This window comes from Methylosoma difficile, from assembly GCF_054657615.1.
Map to the genome: position 1 here is coordinate 589,909 of NZ_BAAHYJ010000002.1, position 12,223 is coordinate 602,131.

Annotated in this window: 17 protein-coding genes; 6 read left to right on the plus strand and 11 right to left on the minus strand. The window is 46.6% G+C overall.

The features are described 5' to 3' along the window. Positions 1–34: 34 nt before the first annotated feature. From ACYQ1O_RS08215 to ACYQ1O_RS08235, 5 genes are all read right to left on the minus strand, one after another. Positions 35–532: a hypothetical protein gene (locus ACYQ1O_RS08215; protein WP_459991181.1), complete on the minus strand. Its 498-nt coding sequence runs from the start codon at positions 530–532 to the stop codon at positions 35–37. 114 nt (positions 533–646) lie between these two features. Then, positions 647–970 carry a single-stranded DNA-binding protein gene (locus tag ACYQ1O_RS08220; RefSeq protein ID WP_459991182.1) on the minus strand — a complete coding sequence of 108 codons (324 nt, stop codon included), beginning with the start codon at positions 968–970 and terminating at the stop codon, positions 647–649. Between the two features lie 26 nt (positions 971–996). Next, positions 997–2,076 (minus strand): phage/plasmid replication protein, II/X family, encoded by a 1,080-nt coding sequence (locus ACYQ1O_RS08225; RefSeq protein WP_459991183.1) that lies wholly within the window; start codon positions 2,074–2,076, stop codon positions 997–999. Between the two features lie 8 nt (positions 2,077–2,084). Beyond that, complete coding sequence (locus ACYQ1O_RS08230; RefSeq protein WP_459991184.1) at positions 2,085–2,618, minus strand: hypothetical protein; 534 nt, start codon at positions 2,616–2,618, stop codon at positions 2,085–2,087. Continuing rightward, positions 2,615–2,842 carry a hypothetical protein gene (locus tag ACYQ1O_RS08235; protein ID WP_459991185.1) on the minus strand — a complete coding sequence of 76 codons (228 nt, stop codon included), beginning with the start codon at positions 2,840–2,842 and terminating at the stop codon, positions 2,615–2,617. The genes ACYQ1O_RS08230 and ACYQ1O_RS08235 overlap by 4 nt, the downstream gene beginning before the upstream one ends. A 104-nt stretch (positions 2,843–2,946) precedes the next feature. Here ACYQ1O_RS08235 and ACYQ1O_RS08240 point away from each other — a divergent pair, with 104 nt between their 5' ends. From ACYQ1O_RS08240 to ACYQ1O_RS08250, 3 genes are all read left to right on the plus strand, one after another. Then, a complete protein-coding gene (locus ACYQ1O_RS08240) occupies positions 2,947–3,285 on the plus strand; it encodes a helix-turn-helix domain-containing protein (protein WP_459991186.1) in 339 nt (112 codons plus the stop codon). Between the two features lie 119 nt (positions 3,286–3,404). Next, positions 3,405–3,683, plus strand: coding sequence for a hypothetical protein (locus ACYQ1O_RS08245; RefSeq protein ID WP_459991187.1), 279 nt, complete (start codon positions 3,405–3,407; stop codon positions 3,681–3,683). A 59-nt stretch (positions 3,684–3,742) separates the two neighbouring features. Then, a complete protein-coding gene (locus ACYQ1O_RS08250; protein WP_459991188.1) occupies positions 3,743–4,234 on the plus strand; it encodes a DUF2726 domain-containing protein in 492 nt (163 codons plus the stop codon). Between the two features lie 51 nt (positions 4,235–4,285). On the opposite strand, the gene arsB is transcribed toward ACYQ1O_RS08250, so the two are convergent. The 3 genes from arsB to ACYQ1O_RS08265 are packed head-to-tail and all read right to left on the minus strand — an operon-like array spanning position 4,286 to position 6,254. Next, complete coding sequence (gene arsB / locus ACYQ1O_RS08255; protein WP_459991189.1) at positions 4,286–5,362, minus strand: ACR3 family arsenite efflux transporter; 1,077 nt, start codon at positions 5,360–5,362, stop codon at positions 4,286–4,288. After that, entirely contained in the window at positions 5,349–5,834 is a 486-nt protein-coding gene (locus ACYQ1O_RS08260) for an arsenate reductase ArsC (protein WP_459991190.1), read from the minus strand. The genes arsB and ACYQ1O_RS08260 overlap by 14 nt, the downstream gene beginning before the upstream one ends. A 54-nt stretch (positions 5,835–5,888) precedes the next feature. Then, positions 5,889–6,254, minus strand: a complete 366-nt coding sequence (locus ACYQ1O_RS08265) for a metalloregulator ArsR/SmtB family transcription factor (protein WP_459991191.1) — start codon at positions 6,252–6,254, stop codon at positions 5,889–5,891. Between the two features lie 262 nt (positions 6,255–6,516). Between ACYQ1O_RS08265 and ACYQ1O_RS08270 the strand changes: the two genes are divergently transcribed. After that, complete coding sequence (locus tag ACYQ1O_RS08270; RefSeq protein ID WP_459991192.1) at positions 6,517–7,260, plus strand: hypothetical protein; 744 nt, start codon at positions 6,517–6,519, stop codon at positions 7,258–7,260. Positions 7,261–7,472: 212 nt separating this feature from the next. After that, positions 7,473–8,147 carry a RadC family protein gene (gene radC / locus ACYQ1O_RS08275; protein WP_459991193.1) on the plus strand — a complete coding sequence of 225 codons (675 nt, stop codon included), beginning with the start codon at positions 7,473–7,475 and terminating at the stop codon, positions 8,145–8,147. A gap of 51 nt (positions 8,148–8,198) precedes the next feature. Here the strand turns inward: radC and ACYQ1O_RS08280 are convergent, their stop codons facing one another. The 3 genes from ACYQ1O_RS08280 to ACYQ1O_RS08290 all read right to left on the minus strand — a co-directional run bounded on the left by ACYQ1O_RS08280 (position 8,199) and on the right by ACYQ1O_RS08290 (position 11,415). After that, complete coding sequence (locus ACYQ1O_RS08280; protein WP_459991194.1) at positions 8,199–9,092, minus strand: phosphoribosylaminoimidazolesuccinocarboxamide synthase; 894 nt, start codon at positions 9,090–9,092, stop codon at positions 8,199–8,201. A gap of 100 nt (positions 9,093–9,192) precedes the next feature. Further along, positions 9,193–10,353, minus strand: a complete 1,161-nt coding sequence (locus tag ACYQ1O_RS08285; RefSeq protein WP_459991195.1) for a PilT/PilU family type 4a pilus ATPase — start codon at positions 10,351–10,353, stop codon at positions 9,193–9,195. Positions 10,354–10,377: 24 nt separating this feature from the next. Next, the gene (locus ACYQ1O_RS08290; protein WP_459991196.1) at positions 10,378–11,415 is read right to left on the minus strand and encodes a type IV pilus twitching motility protein PilT; all 1,038 of its coding nucleotides are present in this window, start codon (positions 11,413–11,415) and stop codon (positions 10,378–10,380) included. 119 nt (positions 11,416–11,534) lie between these two features. Here ACYQ1O_RS08290 and ACYQ1O_RS08295 point away from each other — a divergent pair, with 119 nt between their 5' ends. Beyond that, entirely contained in the window at positions 11,535–12,218 is a 684-nt protein-coding gene (locus ACYQ1O_RS08295; RefSeq protein ID WP_459991197.1) for a YggS family pyridoxal phosphate-dependent enzyme, read from the plus strand. Positions 12,219–12,223: the final 5 nt, after the last annotated feature.

Below are 12,223 nucleotides of genomic sequence, written 5' to 3' on the forward strand. Positions count from 1 at the left end.
TTTTGTCTTGCGACAGGTTTTTAAAGCGTGGGCTTTAAATTGGGGCGTGGTTGAACTCGCAGACAAAACGGCGTGTTTGCGTAGTCAAATCAACCCACTTGAAATATTGTGATAAAGGCGAAACGGTCAAATAACGTTCAGTTGCCGTGGCTGTACCGTCAAAATCCAAGTAGTAATAAGCAGGGTCTTGAAAGAAAGCTTGGGTGTTGATGTTTTTGGGAACGGTTGTATTAGCCGGAATGGTTGAGCCGATTGTGTAATAGGCTTCGGAATCGGGTAAGACGGCATCCGGTAAAAGCAGATCCAGCTCAGCCATCAATTCATCAGCTTCGGCATGGGTATTGACAACTGCGAGCTGACCGCCTTTTGAAACACAGTAAGCTTTTGCCTGTGCACCCGTGCGGTAAAGATCATAGGCGATGTAGTTGTTGCCGGTTGTTGGGGAATGGAACAACGGGCTGTTAGCCGCTTGAGTGGATGAAAAGGCGGTAAGCGCACCGACCGCCAGTAAGGTTGATAAGATACGTTTCATAATACGAGTCCTAGAAGGTTCAATAAACCGGATGCCGTCCGGTGCGGATTCACAAAGTGTGGTGAATTTTGTATTGCCATTGGCGGCAACGGCTTGCCGCCAATGGCTTAAGGGTTAGCCAGCCGTGCCGGTTTTAAGGTCTTGGACTGACCCCGTTTTGATGTGTGGAGTGAGCAAGACGCCGCCACGGGTATCAAGCGACAAAGACTTAAATTGACCAGGTGTGACCATGCTTTCAATGTCGATGGTGTAGTTGCCCGCTGGATACGGGTCAGCACCGGAGGGAATATCAATCGAATATTGTTCTGGAAAATGTTGGTTTGGTTTTTTGATCCAAACGTTTTGGGAGACAACACGCCAGTTGCGACCGTTTTTTTGGCCTTCGCGAATACGTACGTTTTTAACTTGGTCGTGATCTATGATTACTTGTAATGTCATTGTTTTTTTCCTTTATGTTTAGTTGGTTAAGCGGCTTTTTTGAAGTCAGACCATGAGTTGATTACTTGACATTCAATGATTTTGCGGCGGAGCTGTACGACCTTACCGGCTGAAATGTCAGCATCACCGAGGCCAGCGGCGCGGAGAATTTTTAGATGTCTATACCATGAAGGTTTAGTGTGGTTATTTCGGGCATTTTCCCAACCTTGGGATTGAATCATGAGAAAGCAGCAATAAGCGGCCTTGCCCTGCCCTTCTGTTTTGGCGGCTGCCATCACCCTAGCTTTTACGTCGTCTGTTGTTTTCATGTGTGTATCACCTATCATTCGGTTAAAGTATTGTTTCCACTGGTCTATTAGCATTTCAGGTGTAAGTTTTTGCCAAGGCAGCCCTGCCCTTTCCCTTATCCATTGAGCGCCTAAGCGAAGCTCTAACCGTAAGAGGCGGTTAACCAATTGTTTTTCGGAGTCGGTATATTCACGACCGGTGTAGTCAGGCCGTTTGGTTGAATAGTCGATGTGTGGGCCTTTTGCGTAGGCTTTGCCCGCTTTTAAGCGGCTTTTGTGAGACCAATAAACGGTGTCACCCGCTTGCTGGCTAACGCGATAACGTCCGCCTTCGCAATTACGGAGGACGCGGAGGGCTTCGCGGACGGCGGCTAAGTCATCAAGGAGCAAGCTGCCGGTCACGTCGATTCGGGTAACGTGCCAATCATCAGGATTGAGCGATATATCAAGCGAGAACTTGGAAGCGACAAAGGCAGCCATACGGTGTACGCAAGCGGTCAAATCCAAAGCAGCGGCTGCACCTTCGCCAAAGACCGCATCACCCGAACCACAAAGACGCGCCGGACTGCCTTGGACGTAAATGGAATCGCCGCCGACTTTAAAGGCGATCTGATGGGAGTCGGAGCGGACAGACTCCCAAGCCGAAGTTTCATAAACAACGGAATCGCGGTCTATCAGAAAAAAACAATCATCCGCACTGTGACTTTGTGAATCCGGCTTAAAACGCATAACGCGTTCTGTCATCAGAATGAGTTTTTGCCACTCTGATTCGTTGATTTTTGACATAGGCAAATAGGCTGTTATCCAGTCAATTAACATGGCAGTTCCTAACAGCTAAAAAGGTGAGTTTTTGGGGTAAAAGTCTCACCCATGAGACAAAGTGCCTGTGTTACAAGTACAGGCACTTCCGAAGCGGCGGAGTTTTGTTTTTTTACATTAGGAAGAATGTCATTCAAGATGTCCTCGGGGTGTAAAAATCCGACGTGGTTTTTGTCGTAGTTCTGTTCATAAAATTTGCGTGGGTTGTAGATGACTTTGGTTTGTGTGAAATGGCATTTACAGAAAACGCGGACGACAAAATTTGACGGCTCAGAAGCAGGGTAAAAAGTTTCGACGGTTTTGGTAATGTTGCATTTTTGGCATTCACCGGCTTGGCGGATCATGCGCGAGAGTTTTTCGACCGGAGCGGGGCGTTTGAAAGCGCGAAACAATCCCGTGCCGTTGCAATGCTCACAATCGAGAGTGACGCGAAGCGGTTTGTTCAAGCAATAAGGGCAGCGGGTGGCCTGATGAGCTAAATCCACCACCGGCGGAACATCAGGCCGGGCAAGGCCGGTTGATAGGGTGTTGTTGGTGGTCATGCTAAACCTACCAGATCAACGATGTGGGTTTGACGCGAAAGAATGCCAAAGGATGAACGATAAGCGTGTTCAGATTCCAACCATTCGCGTTGTTTAGCTTGACGTTCAAGCAGGTTGTAATGGAGTTTTTTATGTGCGCTGGCGCAGTAAAGGCGTACCCTGCCCTTTTGATGTTGGGTAATGGGTGCCGAGCAGTGTAGGCATTGGGTGGTTTGGGGTTTCATAGCTTGCCTCTATGGTTCAAAGTCAGATATTAACTGACGGTCAGTTATTATGTGACCATAGAAAAAAATAAGGTCAAGCGTAAACTGACGCAAGAGGTGAAAATATGAAAAATATCAGCGAATACTTAGACGAACTTAAAGAAAAAACCGGAAGTGATTATGCTGCAGCAAAGGCATTGGGCATAACCAAACAATCAGTAAGCGTAATTAGAAAAGGCGGGAACATTAAGGACGAAACCGCGATAAAAATAGCAGAGCAGCTAGGGATAAACGAAGGTGAGGTATTAATTGCAGCGGCAATCGCAAGAAGCAAAGGAGAGGTGCGTAGGGCGTGGGAAAATATTAGTCTTCGGTCGGGTATGAGTTTTGTTTTTTTGTTCCTCTATCAGCCCGTGCTTGGCTTATTTAATGGTTTTTTAAGCACCTTCTGTATATTATGTTAAATAATAAAGAAAATTACAGGAGGTGTGAAACAGTTAACTGAAATTGATGCCAATTTAAAGTCTAATCATCAAACCGCGATCGAGCGGTTTTTTTATGTCCGTTTTTTTAGGATACTTTAATGAAAAATCATGCAGTTTTGTTGGTGTTGTCGATCGAGGGAAATTGTGACGACAGAACCAGCAGGCTTGTTGAGAAAGCGATCAGGGAAACGATTGTGGGCAAGGTATTAAAAAACAAGGCGGATCTGGATATTGTGGATACATCAAAACGGTTGAACCGGTGGGCTGGAAAAAAAGAGGCTTATACGGTCAGGTCAAAGCAACATGAGCTAAGCGAGTGCATGGGCAAAGACAAGGTCATCAGTAACGAAACGGTGGACTGTTATTACGGGAAGTAAAACAAAAAAGTATTGCGAAGAAACCGCCGGTGGCGGTTTTTTTTAACTGGAGTTTATGAATGAAAATATTGGCAATCGTTTTAAGCTTAATCGTGGTGCTGGTCTGGATAACGGTCAGGTCAAAAAAAAGCGATGATGGGGAATGGCCGTTTTATGCCAAAAAGCCGTTAAGCAAAGTTGAGCAAGTTTTGTATTTCAGGCTTGTGGATGCCCTGCCCGATTATGTTGTGCTTGCACAAGTGCAAATGTCACGGTTTTTGGGGGTTAAAAAAGGTAATGATTTCGGTAAGTGGTTTAACAGAATCAATAGGATGAGTGTTGATTACTTGGTTTGCAGGAAAGATTTTAGCATTGTGGCAGTAATTGAACTGGACGACAAAAGCCACGAAACCGTAAAAAGAAAAGAAGCTGACAGCAGAAAAAACAAGGCAATAGAAGCGGCAGGACTGAAGCTTATACGATGGAAAACCACAGGAATACCAGATATAGGGCAAATTAAGGAGCAAGTTTATGGATCAGACTATAAAATAATAAAAATCAATATCTTATAAAAGTTGCGCCAGACTAAAGTAGATTGCTAGCGCACATATTGGGTAATAATCTTATTTTAAATGGAGTTTTCGGCGGAAATATAAAGCCAAATTCACCAGACCAATTAGTACAGGCACTTCCACTAACGGCCCGACAACGGCAGCAAATGCCTGCCCCGACGACAGACCAAAAACGGCAACAGCCACGGCTATCGCCAGCTCAAAATTATTGCCCGCTGCCGTACACGATAATGTGGCGCAGACTGGATAAGTTACGCCAGCACAGTAAGACATGACAAATGTCGCCAAAAACATAATCGCAAAATAAATCACCAGCGGTACGGCTATCAGCAAGACATCCATGGGCAATTGCACGATGATTTCGCCTTTTAAAGAAAACATCACGACAATGGTGAACAACAAAGCGATTAAAGTTATCGGGCTGATAGCGGGGATAAATGCTTTTTCGTACCACTCCACGCCTTTAAATTTCACTAACAACACTCGGCTAAGAAATCCGGCAAAAAAAGGAATGCCCAAATAAATGAACACGCTTTGTGCCACTTGCATAATCGTCACAGGAACGGCAAGGCCAGAGGCAATGCCCAGCCAATCGGGCAGGATTGTCACGAAAAAATAAGCATATAAAGGAAAGCACAGCATCTGGAAGATGGAGTTGAACGCCACCAATCCAGCGCAATAATCCGCATCGCCCTGTGCCAATTCGTTCCAAACCAATACCATGGCAATACAGCGTGCCAGGCCGATCATAATCACGCCCACCATGTATTCGGGATAGTCGCGCAAAAATAGCACCGCCAAGCCAAACATCAGAACGGGGCCGATCAGCCAGTTTTGTACCAATGACAACAGCAAGACTTTGCCGTTTTTAAAAACCTGCGGCAAAGCTTCGTAACGCACTTTAGCCAGTGGCGGGTACATCATTAAAATCAGGCCGATGGCGATGGGTATTGATGTGGTTCCGGATTGGAATTGCGCCAGCCATTGTGTAAAGTCGGGTACAAAATAGCCAATACTGACACCGCCAGCCATTGCCAGAAAAATCCATAAGGTCAGGAAACGTTCGATAAATCCTAAGCGTTTTTCAGGATTTGAAGTTAAGCTTGGGCTGGCTTTAGTGTCCTGCATGTTCAGCACCAATCGCATTCAATGCTTGTGCCAGTTCGGCATTGGCCATGGATTCTACCGGCAAAGCCAGCATTTTGGTGATGCGCTCGTGCAGAGCATTGTAGGTGGCCTGAAAAGCGGCTTCGATTTCCGCTTCCGTACCGGTGATATGGGCAGGGTCTGGCAATCCCCAATGCGCCCTTACCGTGCTGTTCAGGTAAACAGGACACACTTCACCGGCAGCCTGATCGCAAACGGTGATGGCAATGTCGATGCCTTGATCGGCAAATTCGTCCCATGACTGGCTGCTAAAACCATGGGTGGGCAAACCGTTACGAGCCAAAGTTGCCAAGGCGTTATCGTTAACCTTACCAACCGGACGGCTGCCCGCCGAAAAAGCTTGGAAACGGCCTTTTGCCAAATGGTTAATTAAGGCTTCTCCCAAGACGCTGCGGCAGGAGTTGCCGGTACATAAAATAAGGATGTTTAACACGTTGACCTCAGTTGCTTGTAAATATGGAAAACCATATATTACTGGGGTCATGCATCAATTACAACACTTACTTTCCCCATTAGTGGTTGTCGGACGCCCTTCCATTGCTTGTAAACGGGCAAAATCTTGGTTCAATACTGGTTGTATTTCCTCGTCGAGCAGCATTGCACTTAAAACTGTGGATACCCATTCAGACAAATCTGGATTAATTCGGTAATAAACCCACTGCCCTTCACGGCTATCCAGCAAGACTTGATTTTGTCTTAACAAAGCCAAGTGGCGGGAAACTTTTGGCTGCGACATGTTTAAGGCGGTAACCAATTCACAAACACAAAGACGGCCTTCTTTGTGCAATAAGATCATGCAACGCAAGCGTGTCTCATCAGCAAGCGATTTAAAAACTTGTAAAGGTGAAAGCATAACGGGCGAGATAATAGTTAGCGAAAAATAGATATGAAAAACGACAAGAATAAGTCCATAAAAAACTATATGGATACATTTTGGTAATAATACACATTTCTTGGGTATGAAAACTAGAATTTGTTAGAAAAGCATTTGTTTTTCTGATAAATTTCAGGTGTTGGCAAACATTGGACAGGCATAAAAAAATGCCGTTTCCCCAACGATAAAGCATAAAAATGGGCAATCCTTATAACAAAAAATATAAATTGAGGAGGACACTATGACGCTTCAAGAGTTTTTAACCTTGCCTTACGAAATGGTAGCAACCGCTATCGCCAGCATTACCATTAGCTCAATTACACTCATCCAAATCATCGCCCTGAGCAGCAAGCGCCACTCATCAGCAAACTCCAAAGTTTTTCCTTCACTTGCCGTTATCCTACAAGTGATCTACGGGCTATTGGTTTGTTTCGGCTTTACATGGTGGACATTCAATCTGATTACCATTGAACTGTTTAACTGGGCGGCAGTTTCTGGCTGCTTTGCTTTAGTGGGCATCATCATGCCGATCGTAGTTTGGATTAACGCCAAAAAACACGCACATAAACAAACTGATATAACTGACAACACCTTAGCAAAGCAAAGCGATGAAGCACAAGCCCATTCGACTGCCGAAGCATCAACAGACCCTGAAGATGCTACCGAAACAGAGATTGCCAATCTGTTTGCCGAAATGGATTTCGATGATGACGAAATGGAAACCGATACCCAAGACGCCGCTATTGCCAGCGAAGCTTTAAGTGCAGCAATTGGCAACACAATCATCAGCACTACTAAATCATGCACCCAGAAAACAATTCTGCCAGAAGATTCCATACTTAGGCGCCACACCCTCAGCCTGCTGCGCCAACAAATCACCGAAAGCTTAACGGCTGCACCGAGTGATTCGATCTTAAAACGCCATCACGCGCAATGGTTGGCGACAGAAATCGAAAAGCAATTACGCGCCGCTTTAGATTTGTAAACAACATTCCCCATCGTAGCCGAGCTCCGTCAAATTTTGGGTGAAAAATTAGTTTTTTCACCCAAAAAGCCTTCTTAGATAAACCATTCAATCACATAGAGAAGACCGGAAAACCGCTTAGATTATATTCCGATACCGACGGATGCTTGGCAAAAACCCAATCCTAACCTAATATTTAAATACTCACTTAATCAACAGAGCAATATTTGACTATGGCAATTAAAGACTGGCCTGCAGAAGAACGGCCTCGCGAAAAACTCTTACAACGTGGCGCCGGTGCGCTCACAGACGCTGAATTGCTGGCCATTTTTTTACGCACCGGTACCGCTGGCAAATCAGCGGTTGATCTGGCACGCGAATTATTGGACAGCTTTGGTTCACTGAAAACGCTGCTTGATGCAGATCAATCCCAGTTCTGCCAAGGACACGGCCTTGGCAGTGCCAAATATGCACAGCTGCAAGCAGTGCTGGAAATGGCGAGGCGTCATTTTAAAGAAGTGTTGCAGCGCGGCGACGCCCTGAAAAACCCCGACATTACCCGCGCCTATCTAAGCGCGCAATTACGCGGCTACAGCTATGAAGTGTTTGCCTGTTTGTTTCTTGACAATCAAAACCGCGTCATCCAACTGGACGAGTTATTTCGTGGCACGTTAGACAGTGCTAGCGTTTACCCACGCGAAGTTGCCAAACAAGCCTTGCACCACAACGCTTCAGCTGTCATCTTCGCACATAACCACCCTTCCGGTGTTGCCGAACCCAGTCAAGCCGACCGATTTATTACCGACAAGCTTAAACAGGCGTTGGCCTTATTTGACATCCGCGTGCTGGACCATTTCATTATTGGCGACGGGCAACCGTACTCATTTGCCGAACATGGGCTTATTTAAGCTTGAAACCCCATTGCTTATCTGGCAACGAGCCTCGAATAAAGAGACGGATTAATTTTGGGTCAGGCGGTTTTGTGCTTCCTTATATTTGGCTGCACAATATTCAGCCACTTCTGCCGGCAGATGGGGTCCTGGAGCGGTTTTATCCCAATCTAAAGTTTCCAAATAATCGCGGACATATTGCTTGTCAAAACTTGGCGGGCTGATACCCACTTGGTATTGGTCGGCAGGCCAAAAACGTGAAGAATCAGGCGTTAAGGCTTCGTCGATCAAATACAGCACACCTTGTTCATCCACACCAAACTCAAACTTGGTGTCGGCAATAATGATGCCCCGCTCTTTGGCGTAAGCAGCGGCTTCCTGATAAAGGCGGATGCTGGCAGCACGGACTTGTTCGGCTTTCTCTTGCCCCATCAATTCTACGGTGCGTTCAAAGGAGACATTTTCGTCATGCAAGCCGACATCGGCTTTCGTTGATGGCGTGTAAATGGGTTCAGGCAATTGCTGGGCTTGTTGCAAACCTTGCGGCAAAGTGATGCCACACACCGCACCGGTTTGCTGATAATCCTTCCAGCCTGAACCAATCAAGTAGCCGCGCACAATCGCTTCAACCGGTAAAGGTTTGAGCTTTTTGACCACAATTGCCCTGCCCTCAACTTGTTTGCGCTCCTCATCGTTGGGCAGAATTTGCGCCAAAGGGATGCCCGACAAATGATTTGGGATAATGTCGCGCATTTTTTCAAACCAAAAATTGGATACGCTGGTCAGCACACGGCCTTTGCCAGGGATGGGATCGGGCAGGATGACATCAAATGCTGACAGCCGGTCAGTGGTGACAATCAGCATATGCTCGCCGTCAATATCGTAAATATCACGCACTTTGCCACGGGCGAGTAGCGTTAAAGATGGCAGGTCTGATTGGTAAAGTGCGTCTTCGGCGCTCATAGTTCCTCGCAATAACGGTTATAAATGTTGGCAGACATTCTAGCATTATTTGCGGAGCAAGGGCTTAAGCAAGCTTAAACCCTTATTGATGCAGGCATGTTTAGTTGTTGTTTTTGAAACGCGACATTGACGATATGTAACCGGTATCTTGGTTTTCAACATCGGTCAAGGTAATGTCGCCAAGGATTTCGCCCGGATTTTCCGAGCTAAGTTTAATCATTAAGCGCACTTCGTTTTTAGAATCCGCCGAATTGAGTGCATCTTGGTAGCCGATCTTACCGGACTTGTACAAATCGAACAGAGCTTGGTCGAAGGTTTGCATGCCTTGCTCACGCGAATCACGCATCAATTCTTTTAGCTTATGGACTTCACCTTTACGAATATAGTCTTTTGCCAATGGCGTGTTAAGGAAGATTTCTATCGCCGGATAGCGGCCTTGACCATCGGCACGCTTGATAAGCTGCTGTGCAACAATACCGCGCAAATTCAAAGACAAATCCATTAGCAACTGACTATGCATTTCATCGGGGAAAAAATGCAGAATACGTTCAATGGCTTGGTTGGCGTTGTTGGCGTGCAAGGTGGTTAAGCATAGGTGTCCGGTTTCGGCGAAGGTAATAGCATTTTGCATGGTTTCGCGGCTTCTTACCTCACCAATTAAAATGACATCCGGGGCTTGCCGCAAAGTGTTTTTTAAGGCAATTTCATAAGATTCGGTATCAACCCCCACCTCGCGCTGGGTCACGATACAGCCTAGGTGCGGATGGACAAACTCCATCGGGTCTTCAATGGTAATGATATGACCGCTGCTGTTTTGGTTACGGTATTTGATCAGCGAAGCCAATGAGGTTGATTTGCCCGTACCTGTCGCGCCCACAAAAATAATCAGGCCGCGTTTTTCCATAATAAGATCCCTTAAAATGATCGGCAGATTCAAATCTTCCAAATCGGGGATATTATGCTCAATGCGGCGCAACACCATACCGGCGGCGTTGCGTTGGGTAAAAGCACTGACCCTGAAACGCCCCAAATCATGGAAGCCAATCGCGAATTGGCACTCTTTGGTTTCTTCAAATTCATCCCTTTGCCGATCATCCATGATGCTCTGTACAATCTTGAGGGTTTGCTCAGGATCAAGAATCGTTTTGGAAACCGCCAGCAAGCCGCCATCCACCTTAAGCATGGGAGGCCGACCGGCAGTAATAAACAAGTCCGAGGCCTTTTTTTCCACCATTAAGACGAGTAAAGCTCTAAAATCCATACCATTCCCCTGTCGGTTAAGCGATTACCTAAATATTTCTTTATTGACGGCACGCGTAATAGCTACCTTGGCGGATACCAAACCTTTATCGACCAACTCTTTTAAATTTTGGTCCAAGGTCTGCATACCGTCTTTACGGCCTGTTTGGATAGCAGAATACATTTGCGCCACTTTAGCTTCACGGATCAAGTTTCGGATAGCGGGCGTACCCACCATAATCTCATGGGCGGCCACCCTGCCCCCACCTATTTTTTTCAGCAAGGTTTGGGAAATAACCGCTTGCAGCGATTCTGACAACATCGCGCGGATCATGTCTTTTTCGGCGGCGGGGAACACGTCAATAATACGGTCGATGGTTTTTGCTGCCGAGGTGGTGTGCAAAGTGCCAAATACCAAGTGACCAGTTTCGGCGGCGGTTAAGGCCAAACGGATTGTTTCCAAGTCACGCATCTCGCCCACCAGAACGATGTCAGGGTCTTCCCTGAGCGCCGAACGCAAAGCTTCACTAAAACCGTGGGTATCGCGATGGACCTCACGTTGGTTGATTAAGCATTTTTGGCTTTGGTGAACAAACTCGATAGGGTCTTCAATGGTCAGGATATGGGCGTAATCGTTGGTGTTGATATGGTTAATCATCGCCGCCAAAGTGGTCGATTTTCCGGAACCCGTAGGGCCCGTCACCAAGACCAAGCCACGCGGCTTTTGGCAGAGCTCTTCAAAAAAGCGTGGGGCCTTCAATTCTTCCAAACTCAGTACTTGTGAAGGAATGGTACGGAATACCGCCGCAGCGCCGCGTTCTTGGTTAAAGGCGTTGACCCGGAAACGGGCAACATTGGGCAGTTCAAACGAAAAGTCGGTTTCCAAAAACTCTTCGTAGTCGCGGCGTTGCTTGTCGTTCATGATGTCATAAATCAGCGCATGCACGGTTTTATGATCCAACTCCGGCACGTTAATACGGCGGATGTCACCATCAACACGGATCATGGGTGGCAGTCCTGCCGACAAATGCAAATCCGAGGCTTTGTTTTTAACCGAAAACGCCAGCAACTCTGTAATATCCATAAACCTTCCTTCAAACGTGAAATTAGAAAATAATGACCTATAACATAGTTCAGGTCTTTAGTTTTTTAAAGCCATAATGTTTAATGAAGTGAATTAATCAACAAAAAATAACCGAACGCATGATCGCCAACCGATTACAACAAGTGCTTAGCGAAATACGCCAAGCCGAATTGGCTTACCAACGCCCAACCCACAGCGTGCAATTGCTCGCCGTCAGCAAAACCAAACCTGCCAGCGATATTGCCCAGGCTTATCAGGCGGGGCAGCGCCATTTTGGCGAGAACTATTGCCAAGAAGCCCTCGCCAAACAACAACAATTGGGCGCATTCGATATTTGCTGGCATTTTATCGGACCGATCCAATCCAACAAAACCAAGCCAATCGCCCAGCATTTTGACTGGGTTCACAGTGTTGAAAACATGAAGATAGCCAAACGCTTAAGCGAGCAACGACCCGAGCATTTGCCGCCATTAAACATTTGCCTACAAGTGAATATTAGTGACGAAGACAGTAAATCGGGAACGGCTTTGGCAGAACTGCCGGATTTGTGCCGGCAAGTGGCAAGCCTGCCAAGATTGGCCTTGAGGGGAGTCATGGCTATTCCGTCGCCAGAAGATGATTTTGCCAAACAGCGTTGGCCTTACCAACAATTGATGGAGGTTGTACGCACTTTAAACGACTCAGCGGACATGCCTGATTTGGATACCTTTTCTTTTGGTATGAGCGGGGATTTACACGCGGCGATTGCGGAAGGGTCGACCTTGGTTAGGATCGGCACAGCCTTGTTTGGTAGCCGCTCATAAGGCCC

Coding starts and splice junctions, on each gene's coding strand:
- ACYQ1O_RS08215 (WP_459991181.1), bottom strand. CDS start 532: ATGAAACGTATCTTATCAACCTTACTGGCGGTCGGTGCGCTTACCGCC.
- ACYQ1O_RS08220 (WP_459991182.1), bottom strand. CDS start 970: ATGACATTACAAGTAATCATAGATCACGACCAAGTTAAAAACGTACGT.
- ACYQ1O_RS08225 (WP_459991183.1), bottom strand. CDS start 2,076: ATGTTAATTGACTGGATAACAGCCTATTTGCCTATGTCAAAAATCAAC.
- ACYQ1O_RS08230 (WP_459991184.1), bottom strand. CDS start 2,618: ATGACCACCAACAACACCCTATCAACCGGCCTTGCCCGGCCTGATGTT.
- ACYQ1O_RS08235 (WP_459991185.1), bottom strand. CDS start 2,842: ATGAAACCCCAAACCACCCAATGCCTACACTGCTCGGCACCCATTACC.
- ACYQ1O_RS08240 (WP_459991186.1), top strand. CDS start 2,947: ATGAAAAATATCAGCGAATACTTAGACGAACTTAAAGAAAAAACCGGA.
- ACYQ1O_RS08245 (WP_459991187.1), top strand. CDS start 3,405: ATGAAAAATCATGCAGTTTTGTTGGTGTTGTCGATCGAGGGAAATTGT.
- ACYQ1O_RS08250 (WP_459991188.1), top strand. CDS start 3,743: ATGAAAATATTGGCAATCGTTTTAAGCTTAATCGTGGTGCTGGTCTGG.
- arsB (WP_459991189.1), bottom strand. CDS start 5,362: ATGCAGGACACTAAAGCCAGCCCAAGCTTAACTTCAAATCCTGAAAAA.
- ACYQ1O_RS08265 (WP_459991191.1), bottom strand. CDS start 6,254: ATGCTTTCACCTTTACAAGTTTTTAAATCGCTTGCTGATGAGACACGC.
- ACYQ1O_RS08270 (WP_459991192.1), top strand. CDS start 6,517: ATGACGCTTCAAGAGTTTTTAACCTTGCCTTACGAAATGGTAGCAACC.
- radC (WP_459991193.1), top strand. CDS start 7,473: ATGGCAATTAAAGACTGGCCTGCAGAAGAACGGCCTCGCGAAAAACTC.
- ACYQ1O_RS08280 (WP_459991194.1), bottom strand. CDS start 9,092: ATGAGCGCCGAAGACGCACTTTACCAATCAGACCTGCCATCTTTAACG.
- ACYQ1O_RS08285 (WP_459991195.1), bottom strand. CDS start 10,353: ATGGATTTTAGAGCTTTACTCGTCTTAATGGTGGAAAAAAAGGCCTCG.
- ACYQ1O_RS08290 (WP_459991196.1), bottom strand. CDS start 11,415: ATGGATATTACAGAGTTGCTGGCGTTTTCGGTTAAAAACAAAGCCTCG.
- ACYQ1O_RS08295 (WP_459991197.1), top strand. CDS start 11,535: ATGATCGCCAACCGATTACAACAAGTGCTTAGCGAAATACGCCAAGCC.